Here is a 19597-nt window from a genome sequence, read left to right on the forward strand (position 1 = left end):
CGATGGCTGAAAAAACCAGCGTTCTTGTGCCCATCAACGAGGCTTTACGCGCCTATTGGAAATCTGATCGATGGATGATTCTCACCTGCGTCCTTGTTGTGCTTCTGTCCAGCGTCAGCAGCGTCGCTGCGCCCTATCTCTTTTCCCGAATTGTTGATCGCTTACCGCAAGACGGTGCTGTCAGGGGAGTGGTGTTGGGATTGGTGATCTATGCCGCCTTGATGGGTTTGGCTTCGGCGCTCCAGCACATGGTGCAGTATCTTTCGCTGATGACGTCGCAAAATCTCGGCTTCATCACGAGAACACGCTTCTTCGAGCTTATCTTGAGGAAGACCACTACCTTCTTCATCGAACACAATCCAAGCGAAATCCAATCCGCGGCCGCAAGCGGCGCTAGCGCACTGACGATGCTGGTCCAGCTTGGTCTCGTCGTCTTCATTCCCGGTGTTACCCAGATCCTGCTCACGATTCTGACGCTCGGCGCGCTCATCAATATGCAAGTGACCTTGGTCGTCATCATGTATGGTGCAGTGACCATCGTGCTCACGATGGTCTCCGTTCGCCGAGCCCGTGTTTTCCTGGACAGGGCGATAGAAGCCGGTCAGGAAAATGCCCGCTTTGTCGGCAACGCCATGAACGCGATGGAAACGCTCCGTCAATTCGGGAGCCATGAGTGGATGCAGCGGCGTTTCACCGCCAAGGCCGCGGAGGTGAGGGATGCCTGGCGAGACTATGTGCTGCAGCGTGTCGGCTATCTCGCCATACTCGGGCTGGGGCTCTCCGTTCAGTTCGCCGTAACCTTCCTGCTGCTGTTGCCGCGCTACAATGCCGGCGAAGTAACCGTCGGCGATATCGTTCTGTTCAACACATTGCTGATGCAGCTCAACATGCCGTTCGACATGATCGCACACACGATCGACGATATCGCCCGTTCGCGTTCGACGCTCGCGCCGTTGGCAAGAATGTGGCAGGCGCCAGAAGAACGTCAGGTCTCGCAGGCGGCATCCTTCGTGGCGCGGGAGGGTCGACTTGCATTCGATCGTGTCAGCCACATCTATGATAATGGCCGCGGCGTGACCGATGTCAGTTTCGAGGCGGAGCGCGGCGCAATAACATTTCTCGTCGGCGAAACCGGTTCGGGCAAATCGACAATCTTCAAGCTGGCGCTAAAGTCGATCGAGCCGGATTCAGGGCGCATTCTCGTCGACTGCATCGATCTTGCCTTGATCGATCGAGCTGATTGGTATTCTGCCATCGCCGTCGTGCCGCAGGATGCCATCCTGCTAAACGAGAGCCTCGCCGAGAATATTCTCCTCGGCCGTCCGAAGGATGAAGGACGACTGCGCCTTGCGGCTGAGAAGGCGGCAATTCTTTCCTTCATCGATGCTTTGCCCGAAGGTTTCGAAACGACCGTCGGTGAGCGAGGCCTGAAGCTTTCCGGAGGCGAGCGCCAACGCATCGCCATTGCCCGCGCCCTTTACGGCAACCCTGCCATCCTGTTTCTGGACGAGGCGAGCTCGGCGCTGGATGAGGCGACGGAACAGGATATCATGAAGCATATTCGTGCGCTCGCCCGCGATGTCACCGTGCTCGCGATCACGCACCGGCGCTCTGTCATCGCCGAGGCAGACAAGGTGGTCAATATGCGCCACCTTGTCGAAGCATGACGTTCAAGCCGCCGCCGATTATTCGGAGACGAGGAGATCGCCATAGTGAGCGCGGGCGACATCCGGGTGGGAGCGCAACCGGCTCTTCAGCTGATTCTGGCCGACTTCGCGGAAGATCGGGTTCAAGGGATCGACCGAGATGCCGCGTTCCGATCGCTTCAGCTCATCCGGCAGCTCGATGACGGGGATCGTCGCATCCGGACGGGAGCCCAGGAAGAAGGCAACAGAGAAGCGTTCGACGCCCGCGGGCGGCGCGATGACGTCATGCACGTCCGCGCGCACGAACCCGTTCGTCGCAAGCTCGAGCAATTCGCCGGTGTTGATGACGAAGGTGCCCGGAACCGGCGGCGCGTCGATCCAGACGCCATCTTCAGTGCGCACGCGCAGGCCGGGCGTGGTGTCCTGCAGCAATACGGTGACGAAGCCGCCATCCTTATGGGCGCCGACGCCCTGGTCCGTTTCGGCCACATCACGGCCTGGATAGCGGATGATCTTCAGGAGCTGCGAGGCTTGCGGCTCGTAAATGTCGGCAAAGACGTTTTCCGATTGGTCGAGAGCGGCGGCGATCGCCTTCAGCACATCGATGCCGATGCGCGTCACCTCGGCCTGATAGGCGAGCAGGAGGGGCTTGAGCTCGGGCAAGGCCTCCGGCCACTGGTTCGGGCCTTGCAGGCGCCGCCAGGCCGGCGTATCCGGGCCGATTTCGAAGGGTGTGCTTTCGGTGTTGATGTCGAGCTGCTCGCGCCAATCCTGTTCGCCGCGGGTGCGCTCCTGACCGGCGCGATTGTAGCCGCGGAAATGCGGTGACTTCACCATCTCGATCTTGAGCTTTTCTTCCATCGGCAGTGCGAAGAAACGTTTGGCCGTCGCCACGACATCGGCAATCAGCTTGGGATCGACGCCGTGTCCTGTGAGATAGAAGAAGCCGTGATCGTAAAGCACCGTGCGAAGCTCTGCGATAAAAGCCTGATGCTCTGCCGGTGAAGCATAGAGGCGCGACAGATCAAGCGTTGGAAGCGATGTGCCGGAGCCGGTCGGCGTGGTATGGGAGGTCAATGGGGTTTCCTCTTTCAAGCTCGTCTTTGTTCTCGGGCAGTGATGCCATCGCCTGCTTTGTCCGAGCAGTGGTGACGCAAATCGCCCTTAAGGGTTGAGACGAGGCTAGAAGCCCGTCGTCACTAAGGCAAAGAAGATAATCTCAAAGATTGCTGATCTTTTGGAATGGTTTTTACGGTCAGCATTCTCGCGACAGCAGCTTACATGAATAGTCATTGAGCCCGCAATTCACTTCAATTTCTGCGCAAACGCATCCAGCTCATCAACACTGCCTATCCGTGTCAGCGTCTTGCCTGCGTCATGGGCTTCGGCACACAGGCGGCGAATGCCGGGCATCCAGTCCTGCTCGATGTCCCATATGGTCCGGAACAGATCCCGCGTCGGCGGCATGGCCGAGAGGCCACCGGGCGCGTGTTCGAGCTTGCCCGACTGCCAGGCAATCTGCCGCTCTGCGGCAAGCCAGAAATGCATCCAGAGCGGCATGTCGATGAGGATGATCTCGGTTGCGCGATCTATCCGTGCCGGGATTGAATCTTTGTGCCCGAGGCCGTCGATAACCCAATTCTCACCGGATAGGATCAGTTCATGTTGCTCGATGTAAGTCTCGATCGGTGTGGGAATCCAGCCTTCCCGCCAGAGCAGCCCATCAATCTCGAAATGCGGGATTGCGCGTCTTTCGCCCAATTTGCGGGCGAGGGTGGATTTGCCACCGCCTGCATTTCCCAAGATGGCGATGCGCGACATTGGATGATGACCTGACGATTCGAGCCTATCGGAAACCTGGCAAAGATGCCGAAGCGTTTATGGAGTTATTCCATTGCTGTTGCAATTGATGCAGAGAGGCGGGGGTCAGGCCGCATCGCGCCGCACGATGTGCTGAATGCCAGCGGGATCGGTGGCGATGAGATTGCGTATGGGAGTGGGCACCAGGTCGAACCGATCAAGCCCGAACAGCGTGGAAGGTGCCCAGCGAAATTCGAGTTCGGCACTGCCGTCCATCACTCGATGCACGATGTCCGTTTCGTGAAACGGAAATGGCTGCAGCAGTTCCGCCTCATAGTAAAAGCCGAGTTCGTGAACTCGTCGTCCGGCAAACTCGAAGAAATTCTCAATGATGAAGCGCAGGGGGCCAACCGTGGCCTTGCAGCCGATTTCCTCTTCGATCTCGCGGGCAAGCGTTTCGGCGCCTGCCTCATGAAACTCCACACGGCCACCGGGCAAAGACCAGAAGCTGTCTGCGAGCGCACGGTGGATGAGGATATGATCGCCGTGGCGGATCAATGCGCCCGCGCGCAATTGAAAGCGGGAATTTTCGGAATCCATGACGATCATGGTTCGTACGGCTTCAGCCATGAAAGGCCCTCCGATTGCAAGACGAGATGGAAGTTATCTGCCAGATGTCGACATCTGGTTCCGAGATATAGTGCGCTAGTTTAAAGGTTGTTCTTCTCTTGGTTCTTTTTTCCAATCGGAGAGGTCCTGGCAATGCGTTTCGTAAATCCAATCCCTTTCGTCAGCGATATCGCTCGCTCGAAAGTATTTTATAGCGATCTGCTAGGCCTCAAGATCCTGAATGATTTCGGCAACTTCGTGCTGTTTGAAACCGGCTTTGCGATCCACGATGGGAAATCGCTGGAGCAAACAGTCTGGCGGAAAAGCAGCGAAACAACAGAGCCATATGGACGAGGAAACATCCTTCTCTATTTTGAACATGAGGACGTGGATGCAGCGTTCATGGCGATAGCGCCGCATGTAAACCTCATTCATCCCGTCGAAAAGCAGGAATGGGGGCAGCGGGTATTCCGCTTCTATGATCCTGATGGCCATGCAGTGGAGATCGGTGAGCCACAGCGGGACATGATGGCCGATTGATCCTTGCCGCCGTTAACTTGAGCGATTTCATCGCTTAAGGCTGAAATAGACTAGCCCCTATGGCGCCGTGCCGGCGCCTGCGGCCTTGAGGATCAGTGCGACGCTATTGCGCGCGATGCGCTCAAGTTCGGGACGGGCTGTGCCGGCGCGAGCGCGTTGCGCAAGGCTGTGCTGCAGGGCGGAGAGCATTTCGGCGACGGCATCGATGTCGGTCGTAGGCGGCAACTGGGCCTCATCGCGCGCCACCGCAATCCGATCACGGAACCGCGCGTCCGTGCGTCCGAGCGCAGCAAACAATTCCGCGCCGATCACCGGGTCGGCTGTCGCCTCGCCGGTGATGACACTGAGCATGGGGCAGCCGAGCGGGCGATCGTCACCTTCCGAATAGATGGCGACGAGCGCCAGGAAATAGCCATCAAGCGCCGCTGCGAGCGATGGCTCGTCGAAGAGGGCACCGTCCCGGCGTTCGGCACTATCCTCGACATATTGTGCGACCGCCCTGAGATAGATGGCGCGCTTGTTGCCGAAGGCGGCATAAAGGCTCGGCCGAGCCATTTTCGTCGCCTCCGAGAGGTGGTCGAGCGATGTGCCAGTGTAGCCACGGCGCCGGAATTCGAGCAATGCGGCGCCAAGCGCAGTCTTGGTATCATATTGGCGTGGGCGCCCCCGGGCGGACTTCTCTTTCATTTTTGTACCGTATCGCAATAAATTCGTTGCGGATTATTTTTGTGCGAAGTAGTCTAAAAATCAGCGGCGCGGAAAGCAATCCCTCTCCAAATAATGGGTAATGGATGGGCGTGCGCGTCCTGCAGCGCTCTGAGGCGAGCGGAAGAGCGCCATTTCTCCATCTCGATAAAAGGGACCATCGATGACTGACAAGATCCGCGTGGGCATTAACGGCTTCGGCCGCATTGGTCGGACCGTTCTGCGGGCTGCGATGGTGCGCGACGATGTCGAGATCGTGGCGATCAACGACCTGTTGCCAATCGATCACCTCGCTTATCTCCTCAAATACGACAGCGTGCATGGCGGTTTCGGAGGCAGCATAGTTGCTGCGGACCGTGCGCTTCGTATCGACGACGCCAGGATCAGGGCTTTCAGCGAAAGGGAGCCGGGCGCGATCGATTGGGGCGAGGTGGGCGTTGATGTCGTCATCGAGTCGACCGGCCTGTTCCTGACAAAGAAGGTCGTTGAAGGCCATCTCGCTGCCGGCGCCGGCAAGGTGCTGCTCTCGGCGCCGCCCGAGGATGACACGCCGGTCTTCGTGATGGGCGTCAACGCGAGTAGCTATGCCGGCGAAAGCATCGTTTCCAACGCCTCTTGCACGACCAACTGCGTCGCGCCGCTCGCCAAGGCTTTGAACGACGCTTTCGGCCTCGAGGAAGCGCTGATGCTGACGGTTCATGCCACGACATCGAGCCAGAATACGGTCGATGGTGTGGCGCGCAAGGATTGGCGTTTCGGGCGTGGCATTCTCGAAAACATCATCCCGGCAACGACGGGTGCGGCGCGCATGGTCGGCAAGGTGGTGCCCGAACTGAACGGGCGGATCAACGGCATGGCGGTGCGCGTGCCGGTGTCGGACGTATCGATGATCGATCTCACCTGCCGGCTCAGAGAAAACGCCTCCTACAAGGACATATGTGCCATGATCCGGGAGCAGGCGACGAGTGCGATGGAGGGCATCCTCGCCTATTGCGACGAGCCCGTCGTCTCGACCGACATGCGCGGCAATCCTCATTCTTCGGTCGTCGACGGGCTGGCCGGCATGCAAATCGAGGGTGGGCTGACGAAACTCGTTGCCTGGTATGACAACGAATGGGGTTACGCCCGCCGTTGCCTTGACCTGGCAGCACATATCTCGCGCGGCAGGTAGACACTGGTCATATCATGCGTGTTCCGATGATCTTCGTGCCTGATCTTCCAAGCACCGAACCTTACTACGGTTGATCTCATCTTCCCCGGCCGTAATATTTCTCAACAAAAAAATACATCGCTGAAAACGGAACTGGCCATACTGGCGAGGTCGCTCGCAGGAAGCTTGCATTGCCTTGCGCTTGCGGGGGTGAAGCAAGAGGATCAAGCAATGAAGATCTATTACGCGGCATTGACAATGATGGTGGCAACGACGGTCACCATTGGAACTGTCAGCTCCTGTTATGCCCAGGTCGTATTCTATGAGGACCAATCGCCAACCTATTCTCCGGGAGAAGGGCAGCCGGAAGCCGATTTTCTTCAGCGATGGAATCGCCGCCACGAAGAACGTCGCGAATGGGGTCAAAACTCCGACGATTTCGGTCCGTCCGATGTCATTCGTCTCCTGGTGCGTCGGGGATATCGGGTCAAGGATGTGCAAGACGTCGGACCACGTTACCTGGTGCGAGCATGGAGAGACGGAGACGACCTGTTGGTAAGCGTTTCCCGTTCTGGCGAGATCGTCGGCGTGGTCCACGACCGCGGCTGACGATGTCTGCGAAGGGTGAAAGGCAGTGCAGAGACATTGCCTTTCGCTCGTATTCCATGCGTGCGTGTCATGGGTAATTTGCGCGCAAGCCATCGGGCTGGTGTGCCTGAATGGATGTTCTGACATCTGTATGGGTAATCTTGCCGAGGTCGTTGTTGTACCCAGTATTCTTGGCTTTCGATGCGTTCGGATACGCAGCCAATCTCCTTGTTCACATCACGCGACCCGGCAGCCATCTACCTCGTTCGGGTCAGGAGATCGGCGGCGCCCTTGTCTATTGCGACATAAGAGGCCTTCAGACTTCCGAATGATGCTCCGAGATTGAGCGCACCCGGATATTGCTTGGCGACATAGGCAAGCAGCAGGCGGTTGGATGTTGAATCATAGATCTCGACCGCATAGGTTGCCGAGCCGGTCATCGATCCTTGTTTTCCGCGCGCCGCCTGGACGGTATTGTAGACACCACCGGCGATGTCGACATGCGAGACCGGACCGAGCACGGGATTGGTTGTTTCCGCACCGGCAAGCGTCAAGCGCAGGCGCAGCGTAGTGGGGCCGGGGGCGGCGGCCATCGAATAGCGTTGGGTGAGCACACTGCTGAACTTGTCATGCATATAGCGCGCGAGTGTCTGCTTGTCCTCTTCGGGCATGTCTGCGAATTGGCTGTCCTTGCCTCTATAGATGCTGGCAGGCTCGACGATGATCTTGTTATACTGGCTCCAGTTCACGCTCACCTTGTAGCTGAACGGTGCCCGCCCGGAACTGTCGCTCGGATCGGGTCTTAGTTGCGCCGCGGATGCAAGGCCCTGATAGACCATGGGTTCGGAAGTGGCGCAGCCTGCTGCAGCAAGGGAAATGGCTGCCAATGCAAGGCATGCGGGAAGGGACTTCATGAAGAGCTCCTGGAGTGTTTTTGCGATCTCCTTGTAAAATTTGCCCTTGTTGCGTTGTGTTCGGATTTTTATGAAAATGTTGCGGCATTGCCGATGCCGGAATTGGCGGGCAGGCGTATTACGACGACCAAGCCGCTCGGCTTGCGGTCAAGCAATTCGAAGCTGCCTCGATGACCGACCGTAATGATTCCATGTGCAATGGAAAGCCCGAGGCCGAAACCGCCATTCTTGCTCGGCGAACGTGCCTTGTCGGCCTTGAAGAAGGGCTCCATGACCTTCGGCTTCAATTCGTCTGTTATCCCGGGACCATCATCGGCAACCGTGATGACGATTGAACCATCTTCTTCCCGGGCAAGTGTCAGATCGATGCGGCCGGCATGGCGGGAGGCGTTGTCGATCAGGTTTGATATGGCTCTTGATAGCGCCCGCGGACGACAAACGTAGGGTAAGCGACGCGGTCCGGTGAAAGTGACCTCAATGCCGGTATCGGCAAAATCATCGGTCACGGTTTGCAGAAGGCTGGACAGCTCCACCTTCTTCAAAGCCTCGACCTCACCGCCGAGATAGGCAAGGCTTTCATTGATCATGCCGGACAGCACATCAATGTCCCTCAACATTTGTTGCCGCAACTCCGCCTGTTCGCAACGCTCTGTACGCATTCTGAGCCGCGTCAAGGGTGTGCGCAGGTCGTGGCTGATAGATGTCAGCATGCGGGTGCGTCCGGCCACCAGCTCGCGGATGCGTTTGCGCATGAGGTTGAGCGATGTCGCAAGGCTCCGCAGCTCGGCTGAGCCACGAACGTCGAAAGGCTCGTCAAGCTCGTCATCGGAGCGGACAGATTCGGCTGCCTTTGCCAGATTGACGATCGGTCTTCCGATCAGCCATGCGGTCAGGATTGCCAGAATGGCTGCAGGAACGATGATCAGCACAAGACTGCCGACCATAGCGGGGAGGACCCACCGTGTCGTGGAAAATTCGGGCAAGGCAAATACCAGGCTGCCGTCTCCGGCTTTGACCGTCAAAGTCGTCGGATTGTTCCAGCCCATGAAGCCTTGAGGGTCGAGAAAGAGATTGTAATCGAGCAGCCGGCGCACGGTGGTGGGAATGTCCTGTGTCGCAATCGGCGAACCCTCGGCCCGTTCACCGGTTGACCTCCAGACATCGACGCCTTGTGCCCTGAACCTTGAAAGGATTGCGTCCCCTTGCGCTTTGTCTGTCGAAAGTGCGAATTCCTTGGCGATGGTCTCGATGCGGCCGGCAAAAAGTCCGACTTCGACGCCCTTGTCGAACCGGCTGCGCACGAATGGCTCCGTCCCGGCCGTTATGGTTGTGACGACAGTAGCAAGCAAAGTTGTGAGAATGGCGATCTGGGTGCGGACGGATGATTGGGACAGCCACTTCACGGCAGGTACTCGACATTCGCGGCGAAAAGATAGCCCCCAAGCCGCACCGTCTTGATGAAGATCGGCTCCTTCAGATTTGGCTCTATCTTCTGCCGAAGGCGGCTGATTTGAGCGTCAACGCTACGTTCGACCGGCCCGGCCGTGCCGGCATGTGTCATCGACAGCAGCTGCTCACGGGTCAGGATCTGGTTCGGATTGTGACAGAAGGCGAGCAACAGATCGAATTCGGATGTCGTCATCAGCACTTCGGCGCCTTCCGGGTCCACGATCCGCCTGCTTCTCGGATCGAGCACCCAGCCGGCAAAAGTCATCTTCGTCAGCGGCTTTCGCTCCGATGTCTCCGTACCATACGAAGCTCTGCGAAGAAGCGCCTTGATCCTGGCGACAAGCTCCCGTGGGTTGAACGGCTTGGTGACATAGTCGTCCGCTCCAAGCTCAAGGCCGATGATGCGATCGATATCCTCCGTGAGTGCGGTCAACATCAGGATCGGGATCGTTCCGGCCGACCTCAGGCGCCGGCAGATGCTGAAACCATCCTCTCCGGGAAGCATGGCGTCGAGGATCACGAGATCGAATGGGTGCCTTTGCAATATCTTGTCCATCTCCGCGCCGCTTCGCACAGGCAAGGCGCGCAAGCCATGGTCCTTGATCAGTTCGACCAGCATAGTTGCAATCTCGTCATCGTCTTCGACAACAAGAATATGATGTGAAGGCTCAACCGTCCTCATGCGTGCAACCATGTTTGTAGATCCTGATCCTTCGCCCGTTATCTGCGTGCCGGAGCAAGCCTTACGCCGCCTAAAAGGGCTGGGAGATGGGCCGAGAGCAACCAGCGATCGATGACTTTCGAAGGAATATCTCGCAGATCTTATCCTCGGCCGTCCATAGCAGAAGAAATTATAGCGACGTGTTAGAAAATATTACAATATGTTGCAGGCGGTCGCCGTCGCCATCAAGCTGAAGCGAGGAAACGGTCGCCGTCGCCGTCGCCGATGCCGGTACCTCTTAAGCTGAATGGCAGGTCATGCAAGCATCGGCCTTCGGAATGCCATCACTGGCAACCCGAAGGCCGTGGAAATTGGATGAGATATGGCCCTCATCACTTCTGTTCTTTTGCATCACGCGCAGCGTCAACCAGGCCATCCAGCCAATCCTGATGGCCGTTGATCATCGGATTGGGCTTGGTGCGAGCGAGTTCGGCAGCTGGCTTACCCTTCTGAGTTTCCTGGGTCAGGATGCGCACCCGGCCCTCGGACAAATCTTCAATCAGCCAGGCGTGGTGGACATCCAGCCGGCTTTCGCTACCTTCTTCGCCGGCCCAGCCATGCCAGGCGACGCGGCCGGGCTGTCCATTGGCAGGCGGGATATACTCGGTGCACTGTGCTTCGACCGGGAAGCCGAAGGTCTCGAAGTAGAAGCGGACGCCTTCCTCAAGTTCCGGTCCTCTGTCACCATGGAAGCGGATGTTGGCGGAGTTGGCATAGTAGCTCGGCCACCGCGGAGCATAGCCGAGAAACGGCCAGATTTCTTCTGCGGAAAAGCCCGCCACGATGACTTCATTCGATACGAAGTTCTCCGTAAAGCCTGGAATATAGCCCTTCGGCCAGATGATTTCGTTCATGGTGCTCTCCTGATTATGGGCCGGCACATGCCGGGAAATTGCAGTTTTCAACTTGCATGATGATGGGAAATCTGCAGACATAACGCAAATAGCGATACGTGATCACACCTATAACGATGAAAGATATCAGAGCTCTCGACCTCAATCTCCTGCGCACGCTCGATGCGCTGCTCGATGAACGCAGCGTCACGCGTGCGGCCGAGCGCCTCGGCTTCACGCAGCCTGCGGTGAGTGGGATGCTGACGCGCCTGCGCGAGAGCTTCAACGACCCGCTGTTCGTCCGTACTCGGCGCGGGATTGTGCCCACACTGCGTGCAACGGAGCTCGCAGGACCGCTCAAGCAGATCCTTGCCGATGTCGGGGCGCTTCTGCAGCCTGCGGCGTTCGACCCGACCACTGCCAAGTTCACGCTCTCGATTGCCGCGACCGATTATGCCCTTCAAGCCGTCGTCGTGCCGTTCCTGGCGAAGATGAGACCGTTAGCGCCCGGCATTCGCATTGCCATTCGTCCGGTCGAGGACGATCGTGTGCAGATGCAGTTCGAAAGCGGTGATCTCGATCTCGCATTGATGACCCCAGAGACCGCACTGCCGGAGCTTCATGCGCGGCGGTTGTTCGATGAGACCTATGTTTGCGCACTTCGGAGCAACCATCCCGATGCGCGGAAGCAGCAGCTTTCCATTGACCGCTTCTGTGCCCTTGATCACGTGCTGGTCTCCTATTCCGGCGAGCGCTTTTGGGGCGTGACGGATGATGCCCTCGCCAAGATCGGCCGTCGGCGGCATGTTGCGCTGACGGTTACGAGCTTTCTTGTTCTTGCCGAGATTTTACGCACGACCGATCTGCTGGCCGCCGTTCCCAGACGGCTGGCGCAAAGCGCAAAAGGTCTTGTTCTGCGTGAGCCTCCCGTCGAAATACCGGGCTTCACCAAACTCGCCGTCTGGCACGAGCGCACCCATCGCGATCCGGGCCATCGTTGGGTGCGCATGCTGTTGTTCGAGACATGCGGCAATCTGGAAACGGCAAAGACCTGAGCCGTCTTCTGCAAAGGTGGCGCGTTGTTTGACTCACAAGGAATTGAATCAGAACATCATTCTCTTCAGGACCTCATCCTTGCGGACGAAATGGTGCCAGAGGGCTGCCAGGATATGCAGGCTGACGACGGCATATAGGCAGTAGGCGCCATATTCGTGAATTTCGGCAGCCGTTCTCTCTAGGCCCTTATCGAGCGGCAGCAGATTGGGCCATTGGAAGAGACCGAACCATGGCAGGTCGTGGCCCCCGGCGGCGGACGTGGTGTAGCCTGCAAGGGGCATCAGGATCATCAAGACATAGAGCAGGATATGTGCGCCACGGGCGGCAAGGTGATTGAAGACGTCAAGCGGCCGTTGATATGCAGGTTCACCCAGCGAAAGCCTGAGCGGCAGACGTATGGCGATAAGGAAGAACGCCGTCATGCCCAGGGACTTGTGTACATCGAGGAGCGCGCGACGCAGCGGTATGCCCGGTGTGAGGTAGGAACAATAAAGGCCGATGACGAGCGCTGAAATGATGACGATGGCCATGAGCCAATGCAGGAGCCGTTGCGACGATCGATAGCGGGAGGCGGGCGTTTCTGCTGTGGTCGCTGTAGTATCGGACATCGGTTTCTCCGGTCGTCTGGGGCACGGCGCGGATGCGGTAATCGGTCGGAATCTGGCTGAATTGAGGGCTTTTCCGTTCACCTTCTCGCGAGCGGACGTCTATCGGCCGCCGGCGATCTGACGCCGGCGCGGGCCAAAGGCTTCATTCCGGTTCGCAAAAGTGGCTTCATGGTCGGAAGCTGCATCGAGCGCGCCCAGTTCTATTCGGCGCTATTGCTCCGATTTAGGAGGTGTCCGGTTTCTTTCGCCGGTGCCGGAAAGGATCTCGCAGCTTTCTGTATGTGTCGGCGCTGGTGCTTCCGCGACAATAGCCTTCGTACAAATGCCGATCTCATGTCCTTCGATCCGGAAGAAGGCGATTCCTCCTGCCTCGAGCGCCAGACGCAACTGCGCCTCCGTTGCCCGATGCAGGCTATGGCGGTTGCCTTCATAGTCGCGGATCGTACTGCGCGATACGCCGGAGCGGTCGGCAAGGTCCATCTGCGTCCAATCGAGGAAGCCGCGGGCTGCCCGGCAGAGCGCTGGTGTCAAAATCATCGCCATCTTACCTTGACGCAGGGTTCGAAGCTGCCCATATTGGGCGATATCTATCATATAGGACATAATATACCGGATTTCTAGGGGTTTTGCGGACGGGTAGTCTGGCGTGATCCGGCCAAGCGAAGGAACAACGTTTTGGGATAACGAGCGAGCCTGTTTTCATTCTGGCACTTTTGGCTCTGCCGTTTATCGGAAGTCTTCTTTCCGTATGCCTGTTGCGCACGCAGTCGCGGCGCGGTCCGGCCTGGATTGCCGGGACTGTCACATTTCTGGCGCTGTTGCTGTCCGTAAGCTTCTATCCCGCCGTCAAGGACGGTGGCGTCGTCCGTTATAGCATAGAATGGCTGCCGCAGCTCGGGCTCGATTTCAGCCTCAGGCTGGATGGTTTTGCCTGGCTGTTTTCGCTCGTCATCACCGCGATCGGCTTTCTCGTCATCGTCTATGCCCGCTACTACATGTCGGAGGAGGACCCGGTTCCGCGCTTCTTCTCCTTCCTGCTCGCGTTCATGGGTGCGATGCTCGGCATCGTGCTGTCGGGCAATGTCATCCTGCTCTCGATATTCTGGGAGCTGACCAGCATTTTCTCCTTCCTGCTGATCAGCTATTGGCACAACACAGCTGCCGCGCGTGACGGTGCCCGCATGGCGCTGACGATCACGGGGATCGGCGGCTTCTGCCTGTTAATCGGGCTGATCTTGCTCGGCCATATCGTTGGCAGCTACGATCTCGACAAGATCCTGGCCTCTGGCGACATCATCCGCAATCATCCGCTCTACCTGCCTGCGCTGATACTCATCCTGCTCGGCGCGCTGACGAAGAGCGCGCAGTTTCCCTTCCATTTCTGGCTCCCGAATGCGATGGCGGCGCCGACGCCCGTTTCCGCCTATCTGCATTCCGCGACACTGGTGAAGGCAGGCGTGTTTCTGCTTGCCCGCTTCTGGCCGGTTCTCGCTGGCACCAACGAGTGGTTCTACATCGTCGGGGCCGCCGGCATCATCACGCTGCTGCTCGGCGCCTATTTTGCGATGTTCCAGCAGGACCTGAAGGGGTTGCTCGCCTATTCGACGATCAGCCATCTCGGCCTCATTACCACGTTGCTCAGCCTCGGCAGCCCGCTTGCGACGGTTGCTGCCATCTTCCACATGCTGAACCACGCGACCTTCAAGGCGTCGCTGTTCATGGCAGCCGGCATCATCGATCACGAGACCGGCACGCGCGACATGCGCCGCCTCAGCGGCCTGTTCCGCTATATGCCGTTCACCGGATCGCTTGCGATCGTCGCGAGTGCCGCCATGGCCGGCGTACCGCTGCTCAACGGCTTCCTGTCGAAGGAAATGTTCTTCGCGGAAGCGATCGAAACCCATGCAGATTCCATTCTCGATCGCATGCTGCCCTATGTGGCGACGCTCGCAAGCGCCTTCAGCGTCGCCTATTCGCTGCGCTTCATCCAGACGGTCTTTTTCGGGCCGGCCCCGACCGATCTGCCTATCGCCAAGCCGCATGAGCCGCCGCGCTGGATGCGTTTTCCGATCGAGCTTCTGGTCGTGGTGTGCCTGGTCGTCGGCATCGTTCCGGCGCTTTCGGTCGCGCCTTTCCTGCATGCCGCCGTCGTCAGCGTTCTCAATGCCGATACGCCGCAATACAGCCTCTTGCTTTGGCACGGCTTCAATCTGCCGCTCGTCATGAGCATCATCGCATTGGTCGGCGGAACGGTGTTCTATTTCGCCTGCAAGGATTACCTGTCGCGATGCGACGACGGCCCGCCCATCTTCCGTCGTCTGAAGGGGCAGCGCATTTTCGAGCGAGTGCTGGTCGAGGTCTCCTGGCACTGGGCGAGAACCGCCGAAAAGCGGATCGGCACGCGCAAGCTGCAGCCGCAGCTTCGCTGGGTCGTCGTGACAGGGTTTGCCGCCGGCTTGCTACCGCTTTATCTATCCGGTTTTGAAGCGAAGCATTTTTCCTTCCTGGGTGCAGACCCGGTCTTCGCCGCGGTCTGGGCAATTGGTATTTGCCTTGCGATTGGCACCGCCTTCTTTGCCAAATATCACCGGCTTGCTGCTTTGGTGATGCTGGGCGGGGTCGGGTTGATCGTCTGCATGACGTTCATCTGGTTGTCCGCGCCGGATCTCGCGATTACCCAGCTCCTCGTCGAGATCGTCACGACCGTTCTCATCCTGCTGGGCTTGCGCTGGCTGCCGAAGCGAACCGAAGGCATCGACGATACGGTCGACCTGCGTGCCCGTTTCCGTCGCTTCCGCGACCTGGCGCTGGCCGTCATCTGCGGCGTCGGCATGATGTTCGTCTCCTATGCCGTCATGACCATGCCGGTGCCCGACGCCATCGCGAATTACTTCCTCGAAAACGCCTATTCGAAGGGCGGCGGCCGCAATGTCGTCAACGTCATTCTGGTCGATTTCCGTGGCTTCGACACCTTGGGCGAAATCGCCGTTCTCGGTGTCGTCGCCTTGACCGTCTATGCGCTGCTGCGTCGTTTCCGTCCTGCACCGGACAGCATGGAGATGCCGGAACAGCAGCGGATACAGAACCGTTTCGACGAGGAACGGCCAGAGCGTTCGGCCGGTGACACGGTGCGCGACTATCTGCTCGTGCCATCCGTCATCATGCAGTGGATGTTCCCCTTCGTGATCGCCCTGTCGGTCTATATCTTCATGCGGGGGCATGATGCGCCGGGTGGCGGCTTCTCGGCTGGCTTGACGCTCTCGATCGCCTTCCTGCTGCAATATCTGGCCGGTGGTACGCGTTGGGCGGAGGATCGCATCCGCATCCTGCCGCTGCGGTGGATGGGCGCCGGGCTCTTGATCGCGACGGCGACGGGTATCGGTGCCTGGTTCTTCGGCTATCCATTCCTCACCTCGCATTTCCAGTATCTGGACCTGCCGTTGATCGGCAAGGTGCCGGCGGCAAGCGCGTTGCTCTTCGACCTCGGTGTTTTCCTGCTCGTCGTGGGATCCACGGTACTGATCCTCGTGGCGCTCGCGCACCAGTCGATCCGCATCAATCGCCTGCGCGCGCTTGATGTCGACAAGGCAAAGGGGGATTGATGGAACTCATCTTGTCCATAGCGATTGGCGTGATGACGGCTTGCGGCGTCTGGCTGATCCTGCGTCCGCGCACCTATCAGGTCATCATCGGACTGTCGCTGCTCTCCTATTCCGTCAACCTCTTCATCTTTGGCGTCGGCGGTGTGAAGACGAATGTGCCGCCGCTGCTTGGCGAAGGCACTGCGACGCGCGCTCTGGCGGACCCCGTACCGCAAGCGCTGGTGCTGACGGCGATCGTCATCGGCTTTGCAACGACGGCCCTGTTCCTCGTCGTGCTGCTTGCCTCGCGCGGCCTGACCGGCACCGACCATGTCGATGGAAGGAGTGATCGGAAATGACGGGCTGGTCGCACCATCTCATCATCGCGCCGATCCTCGTTCCGCTGATTGCGGGTGCGCTGCTCGTGTTCATTGACGAGCGTTCGCGCACGTTGAAGGCGCTCATCAGCCTTGCCGCGACGCTGTTGCTGGCCGGCATTGCACTTGCGCTTTTCCGTGCGGAGGGCGGATCACCGGGGCTGGAACGCGCCTATCTGCTTGGAAACTGGAGCGCACCCTTCGGCATCGTGCTCGTGCTCGACGGCTTGTCGGCACTCATGCTGCTGCTGACATCCATCGTCGCCATTGCTGCGCTGATATTCTCTCTGGCCCGCTGGCACGCGGTCGGTGCGCATTTCCACACCATGTTCCAGCTGCTGTTGATGGGCGTCAACGGCGCTTTCCTGACGGGTGACCTCTTCAACCTCTTCGTCTTCTTCGAGGTTATGCTGGCTGCATCCTACGGCCTTCTGTTGCATGGCTCGGGGCCGCTGCGCGTCAAGGCGGGCATGCATTACATTGCCGTCAATCTGGCAGCGGCATTGCTCTTCCTCATCGGTGTCAGCCTGATCTATGGCACGGCGGGAACGCTGAACATGGCGGATCTTGCCGTGCGCATCCCGGAAATGTCGGCCGATCGTCGCATGTTGATGCAGGCGGGTGCGGGCGTGCTCGGCATTGCCTTTCTCATCAAGGCTGGGATGTGGCCGCTCTGCTTCTGGCTGCCGACGGCCTATAGTGCGGCTTCGGCGCCGGTCGCGGGCATATTCGCCATTCTCAGCAAGCTCGGCATCTATGTTATCCTGCGGCTGACAATGCTTCTGTTCAATACCGGCCCTTCGGCGGGCTTCGGTGCGACCGTGCTTCTCTACGGCGGCATGGCAACGCTGATCTTCGGAACGGTCGGTGTGCTGGCATCACAGGCGCTTGGCCGGCTTGCAGGTTTTTCGGTGCTGGTCTCATCCGGTACGTTGCTGATGGTGATCGGTATCAATGACGGCTCCATCTCGTCCGGCGCGTTGATGTATCTTGTTAGTTCGACGCTGACGATTAGCGCCTTCTTCATGCTGATCGAGCTCGTCGAGCGTGGGCAGGATGCCGGCGCCAGCGTTCTCGCCGTCACGATGGAGGCATATGGCGATGCCGAGGAGAAGGAGCCGGCAGAAGGCGATGGCGTCACCATGCCCGGCACTATGGCCATGCTCGGCATCTGCTTTGCCGCTTGCGGCATCCTGCTTGCCGGCCTGCCGCCTCTTTCCGGCTTCGTTGCCAAGTTCGCCATGCTCTCGGCCATGATGGGAACCGGCGCGATCGGCATACCGCCGAGCGCCGCCGTCTGGACGTTGATCCTGCTTGTCATTCTCTCCGGCATCGCCGCCCTGATCGCCATGACGCGTGCCGGCATACGCACGTTCTGGAGCTCGCTGGAGGGCACCGTTCCCCGCGTGCTTGTCATCGAGATATTCCCGGTCATGGGCCTGCTCGCATTGACGCTGGCATTGACCATCTGGGCCGGCCCCGTCATGCAGTACATGGATGCGACCATCCGTACGCTCAGCGACCCCAATGTCTATGTCGATGCTGTCCGTAATGCCGTGGTTGCGTCAGCAAAAGCGGGAGGTCTGTGATGTTGCCTTATCCGCTCCTGGCGCTGAGTCTTATCCTGATGTGGCTGTTGCTGAACGGCTTCACGCTCGGCCAGCTCATCCTTGGCATCATCGTCGCGGTTTTCGCTTCCTGGGGCATGGCCTCGCTGCGCCCCGAGAAGCCGCGGCTACGAAAATGGTATTTGCTACCCAAGCTCTTCTTTCGCGTCGTTTTCGACGTCTTGAAATCGAATGCTCAGGTGGCCTGGATCATCCTGAGGGGACGCACGCGCAAGACGACGCCGGGATTCGTGGTCCTTGAGCTGAAGGTGCGGGATCAGATTCCGCTGGCGCTGCTTGCGGTTATCCTGACCAGTACGCCGGGCTCTGCGTGGCTGGAATATGATTCCAACGACAATACCGTGCTGCTGCATGTCCTTGATCTCGAAAATGAAGCGCAATGGCGCAGGACGGTCACCGATCGCTATGAAAGCCTGCTGATGGAGATATTCGCATGAGTGCCATGATCCTCCAGATATCTGTCGCGGCTGCGCAGCTGATGATCGTGGCGGCGATGGCGATCGCCTCCATTCGCATGTTCCGCGGCCCGCGTGCGCAGGATCGCATCATCGCGCTAGATACGCTCTATGTGAATGCCATGCTGCTCTTATTGACCTTTGGCATCGGCACCGGTCGTGTCGTCTATTTCGAGGCAGCGCTCGTCATCGGCATGCTGGGCTTCGTCGCAACCGTTGCTTTGGCGAAGTTCCTGATGCGCGGGGAGGTGATCGAATGAGCTCGCCGTTTGAAAACATACCGCTGTGGGCTGCGATCCCCGTTGGCGGACTTCTCGTGGTCGGCGCCTTCCTGACGCTCGTCGGTGCGATCGGCTTCCTGAGGCTTGGAACGTTCTACGAGCGCATCCACGCGCCGACATTGGGAACGAGCGGCGGCATCGGTGCGATCATGATCGCATCGATGATCTTCTTTTCGATCTCGACACAGACACTCGTCATTCATGAACTGTTGATTGGCATCTTCGTAACGGTCACCACGCCGGTCACCTTCATGCTGCTCGCGCGCGCGGCGCTGCATCGGGATCGTGCCGAGCAGAACGGCAACGTCCCGCCAAAGCAGGCCTCGAGCCAGCCAGAGGCTGAGCAGTCAATGCCATAGAGCAGTGGTTGCACGGGTACGGGCTCATTCCGAGCCCAGCCGATTATACCATGGTATCGATTGATCCCGTTACGCAGTGGCGTATAGAGCAACTCATCCTGAATTCTTGCATTTCGGAAAGCCTGATTCCGGTCGGGCGCGCAGTATCACAGAGGATCACATGAATCCGCGATCTAGTCGCCAGCACACGGAAGCCGACAGTCGACGCTCGTCGGATGCGTTCGTCGTGCTGACCCAACGCCCGGGCAGACCATGTGACCGCAAAGGCCAACGCCAAAGGCGTTGATCCGCGGCGTG

20 protein-coding genes and 1 pseudogene are annotated in these 19597 nt (G+C 58.9%); 11 read left to right on the forward strand and 10 right to left on the reverse strand.

What is annotated here, in order from left to right; genetic code table 11:
- Nucleotides 1–2: 2 nt before the first annotated feature.
- A complete protein-coding gene (locus tag AC13Q5_RS20400; RefSeq protein WP_488502947.1) occupies nt 3–1667 on the forward strand; it encodes an ABC transporter ATP-binding protein in 1665 nt (554 codons plus the stop codon).
- An 18-nt stretch (nt 1668–1685) separates the two neighbouring features.
- Here AC13Q5_RS20400 and AC13Q5_RS20405 read toward each other — a convergent pair whose 3' ends face one another.
- The 3 genes from AC13Q5_RS20405 to AC13Q5_RS20415 form a co-directional block, all read right to left on the reverse strand.
- A complete protein-coding gene (locus tag AC13Q5_RS20405) occupies nt 1686–2723 on the reverse strand; it encodes an isopenicillin N synthase family dioxygenase (protein WP_488502948.1) in 1038 nt (345 codons plus the stop codon).
- Nucleotides 2724–2951: 228 nt separating this feature from the next.
- Entirely contained in the window at nt 2952–3467 is a 516-nt protein-coding gene (locus AC13Q5_RS20410) for a P-loop NTPase family protein (RefSeq protein ID WP_488502949.1), read from the reverse strand.
- A gap of 105 nt (nt 3468–3572) precedes the next feature.
- Entirely contained in the window at nt 3573–4076 is a 504-nt protein-coding gene (locus AC13Q5_RS20415) for an NUDIX hydrolase (protein ID WP_488502950.1), read from the reverse strand.
- 132 nt (nt 4077–4208) lie between these two features.
- Between AC13Q5_RS20415 and AC13Q5_RS20420 the strand changes: the two genes are divergently transcribed.
- Complete coding sequence (locus AC13Q5_RS20420) at nt 4209–4595, forward strand: VOC family protein (protein ID WP_075853014.1); 387 nt, start codon at nt 4209–4211, stop codon at nt 4593–4595.
- Between the two features lie 57 nt (nt 4596–4652).
- On the opposite strand, the gene AC13Q5_RS20425 is transcribed toward AC13Q5_RS20420, so the two are convergent.
- Nucleotides 4653–5282 (reverse strand): TetR/AcrR family transcriptional regulator, encoded by a 630-nt coding sequence (locus tag AC13Q5_RS20425; RefSeq protein WP_075853015.1) that lies wholly within the window; start codon nt 5280–5282, stop codon nt 4653–4655.
- Nucleotides 5283–5463: 181 nt separating this feature from the next.
- Here AC13Q5_RS20425 and gap point away from each other — a divergent pair, with 181 nt between their 5' ends.
- Nucleotides 5464–6471: a type I glyceraldehyde-3-phosphate dehydrogenase gene (gene gap, locus AC13Q5_RS20430; protein ID WP_488502951.1), complete on the forward strand. Its 1008-nt coding sequence runs from the start codon at nt 5464–5466 to the stop codon at nt 6469–6471.
- A 210-nt stretch (nt 6472–6681) separates the two neighbouring features.
- A complete protein-coding gene (locus AC13Q5_RS20435) occupies nt 6682–7059 on the forward strand; it encodes a phosphoheptose isomerase family protein (RefSeq protein WP_075853017.1) in 378 nt (125 codons plus the stop codon).
- Between the two features lie 236 nt (nt 7060–7295).
- Here AC13Q5_RS20435 and AC13Q5_RS20440 read toward each other — a convergent pair whose 3' ends face one another.
- The 4 genes from AC13Q5_RS20440 to AC13Q5_RS20455 form a co-directional block, all read right to left on the reverse strand.
- Entirely contained in the window at nt 7296–7952 is a 657-nt protein-coding gene (locus tag AC13Q5_RS20440) for a DUF3313 domain-containing protein (RefSeq protein WP_488502952.1), read from the reverse strand.
- 68 nt (nt 7953–8020) lie between these two features.
- Nucleotides 8021–9355 (reverse strand): ATP-binding protein, encoded by a 1335-nt coding sequence (locus AC13Q5_RS20445; RefSeq protein WP_488502953.1) that lies wholly within the window; start codon nt 9353–9355, stop codon nt 8021–8023.
- Nucleotides 9352–10095: a response regulator gene (locus AC13Q5_RS20450; protein ID WP_075853020.1), complete on the reverse strand. Its 744-nt coding sequence runs from the start codon at nt 10093–10095 to the stop codon at nt 9352–9354. Before AC13Q5_RS20450 ends, AC13Q5_RS20445 begins: the two co-directional genes overlap by 4 nt.
- A gap of 359 nt (nt 10096–10454) precedes the next feature.
- Nucleotides 10455–10976 (reverse strand): SRPBCC family protein, encoded by a 522-nt coding sequence (locus tag AC13Q5_RS20455; RefSeq protein WP_488502954.1) that lies wholly within the window; start codon nt 10974–10976, stop codon nt 10455–10457.
- Between the two features lie 116 nt (nt 10977–11092).
- Here AC13Q5_RS20455 and AC13Q5_RS20460 point away from each other — a divergent pair, with 116 nt between their 5' ends.
- Nucleotides 11093–12010, forward strand: coding sequence for a LysR family transcriptional regulator (locus AC13Q5_RS20460; protein WP_488502955.1), 918 nt, complete (start codon nt 11093–11095; stop codon nt 12008–12010).
- Between the two features lie 48 nt (nt 12011–12058).
- On the opposite strand, the gene AC13Q5_RS20465 is transcribed toward AC13Q5_RS20460, so the two are convergent.
- Both AC13Q5_RS20465 and AC13Q5_RS20470 read right to left on the reverse strand, forming a co-directional pair.
- A complete protein-coding gene (locus tag AC13Q5_RS20465; protein WP_488502956.1) occupies nt 12059–12619 on the reverse strand; it encodes a cytochrome b in 561 nt (186 codons plus the stop codon).
- Nucleotides 12620–12937: 318 nt separating this feature from the next.
- Nucleotides 12938–13222: pseudogene (locus tag AC13Q5_RS20470) on the reverse strand (helix-turn-helix transcriptional regulator); the annotation flags it as partial.
- A 77-nt stretch (nt 13223–13299) separates the two neighbouring features.
- Here AC13Q5_RS20470 and AC13Q5_RS20475 point away from each other — a divergent pair.
- The 6 genes from AC13Q5_RS20475 to mnhG are packed head-to-tail and all read left to right on the forward strand — an operon-like array spanning nt 13300 to nt 19300.
- Nucleotides 13300–16221 carry a monovalent cation/H+ antiporter subunit A gene (locus tag AC13Q5_RS20475; RefSeq protein WP_488503033.1) on the forward strand — a complete coding sequence of 974 codons (2922 nt, stop codon included), beginning with the start codon at nt 13300–13302 and terminating at the stop codon, nt 16219–16221.
- A complete protein-coding gene (locus AC13Q5_RS20480; RefSeq protein ID WP_075853026.1) occupies nt 16221–16559 on the forward strand; it encodes a Na+/H+ antiporter subunit C in 339 nt (112 codons plus the stop codon). Before AC13Q5_RS20475 ends, AC13Q5_RS20480 begins: the two co-directional genes overlap by 1 nt.
- Entirely contained in the window at nt 16556–18166 is a 1611-nt protein-coding gene (locus AC13Q5_RS20485) for a monovalent cation/H+ antiporter subunit D (protein ID WP_488502957.1), read from the forward strand. The genes AC13Q5_RS20480 and AC13Q5_RS20485 overlap by 4 nt, the downstream gene beginning before the upstream one ends.
- Entirely contained in the window at nt 18166–18642 is a 477-nt protein-coding gene (locus AC13Q5_RS20490; RefSeq protein WP_488502958.1) for a Na+/H+ antiporter subunit E, read from the forward strand. The genes AC13Q5_RS20485 and AC13Q5_RS20490 overlap by 1 nt, the downstream gene beginning before the upstream one ends.
- Entirely contained in the window at nt 18639–18920 is a 282-nt protein-coding gene (locus tag AC13Q5_RS20495; RefSeq protein ID WP_075853029.1) for a K+/H+ antiporter subunit F, read from the forward strand. Before AC13Q5_RS20490 ends, AC13Q5_RS20495 begins: the two co-directional genes overlap by 4 nt.
- Nucleotides 18917–19300, forward strand: coding sequence for a monovalent cation/H(+) antiporter subunit G (gene mnhG, locus AC13Q5_RS20500; protein ID WP_457881257.1), 384 nt, complete (start codon nt 18917–18919; stop codon nt 19298–19300). Before AC13Q5_RS20495 ends, mnhG begins: the two co-directional genes overlap by 4 nt.
- Nucleotides 19301–19597: the final 297 nt, after the last annotated feature.

It is taken from the genome of Martinezella sp. CNPSo 3964 (assembly GCF_057784375.1).

Excerpts from the sequence above, each read along its gene's own strand:
- AC13Q5_RS20400 (WP_488502947.1), top strand. The coding sequence starts at position 3 with ATGGCTGAAAAAACCAGCGTTCTTGTGCCCATCAACGAGGCTTTACGC.
- AC13Q5_RS20410 (WP_488502949.1), bottom strand. The coding sequence starts at position 3,467 with ATGTCGCGCATCGCCATCTTGGGAAATGCAGGCGGTGGCAAATCCACC.
- AC13Q5_RS20415 (WP_488502950.1), bottom strand. The coding sequence starts at position 4,076 with ATGGCTGAAGCCGTACGAACCATGATCGTCATGGATTCCGAAAATTCC.
- AC13Q5_RS20420 (WP_075853014.1), top strand. The coding sequence starts at position 4,209 with ATGCGTTTCGTAAATCCAATCCCTTTCGTCAGCGATATCGCTCGCTCG.
- AC13Q5_RS20425 (WP_075853015.1), bottom strand. The coding sequence starts at position 5,282 with ATGAAAGAGAAGTCCGCCCGGGGGCGCCCACGCCAATATGATACCAAG.
- gap (WP_488502951.1), top strand. The coding sequence starts at position 5,464 with ATGACTGACAAGATCCGCGTGGGCATTAACGGCTTCGGCCGCATTGGT.
- AC13Q5_RS20435 (WP_075853017.1), top strand. The coding sequence starts at position 6,682 with ATGAAGATCTATTACGCGGCATTGACAATGATGGTGGCAACGACGGTC.
- AC13Q5_RS20440 (WP_488502952.1), bottom strand. The coding sequence starts at position 7,952 with ATGAAGTCCCTTCCCGCATGCCTTGCATTGGCAGCCATTTCCCTTGCT.
- AC13Q5_RS20450 (WP_075853020.1), bottom strand. The coding sequence starts at position 10,095 with ATGGTTGCACGCATGAGGACGGTTGAGCCTTCACATCATATTCTTGTT.
- AC13Q5_RS20455 (WP_488502954.1), bottom strand. The coding sequence starts at position 10,976 with ATGAACGAAATCATCTGGCCGAAGGGCTATATTCCAGGCTTTACGGAG.
- AC13Q5_RS20460 (WP_488502955.1), top strand. The coding sequence starts at position 11,093 with ATGAAAGATATCAGAGCTCTCGACCTCAATCTCCTGCGCACGCTCGAT.
- AC13Q5_RS20465 (WP_488502956.1), bottom strand. The coding sequence starts at position 12,619 with ATGTCCGATACTACAGCGACCACAGCAGAAACGCCCGCCTCCCGCTAT.
- AC13Q5_RS20480 (WP_075853026.1), top strand. The coding sequence starts at position 16,221 with ATGGAACTCATCTTGTCCATAGCGATTGGCGTGATGACGGCTTGCGGC.
- AC13Q5_RS20485 (WP_488502957.1), top strand. The coding sequence starts at position 16,556 with ATGACGGGCTGGTCGCACCATCTCATCATCGCGCCGATCCTCGTTCCG.
- AC13Q5_RS20490 (WP_488502958.1), top strand. The coding sequence starts at position 18,166 with ATGTTGCCTTATCCGCTCCTGGCGCTGAGTCTTATCCTGATGTGGCTG.
- AC13Q5_RS20495 (WP_075853029.1), top strand. The coding sequence starts at position 18,639 with ATGAGTGCCATGATCCTCCAGATATCTGTCGCGGCTGCGCAGCTGATG.
- mnhG (WP_457881257.1), top strand. The coding sequence starts at position 18,917 with ATGAGCTCGCCGTTTGAAAACATACCGCTGTGGGCTGCGATCCCCGTT.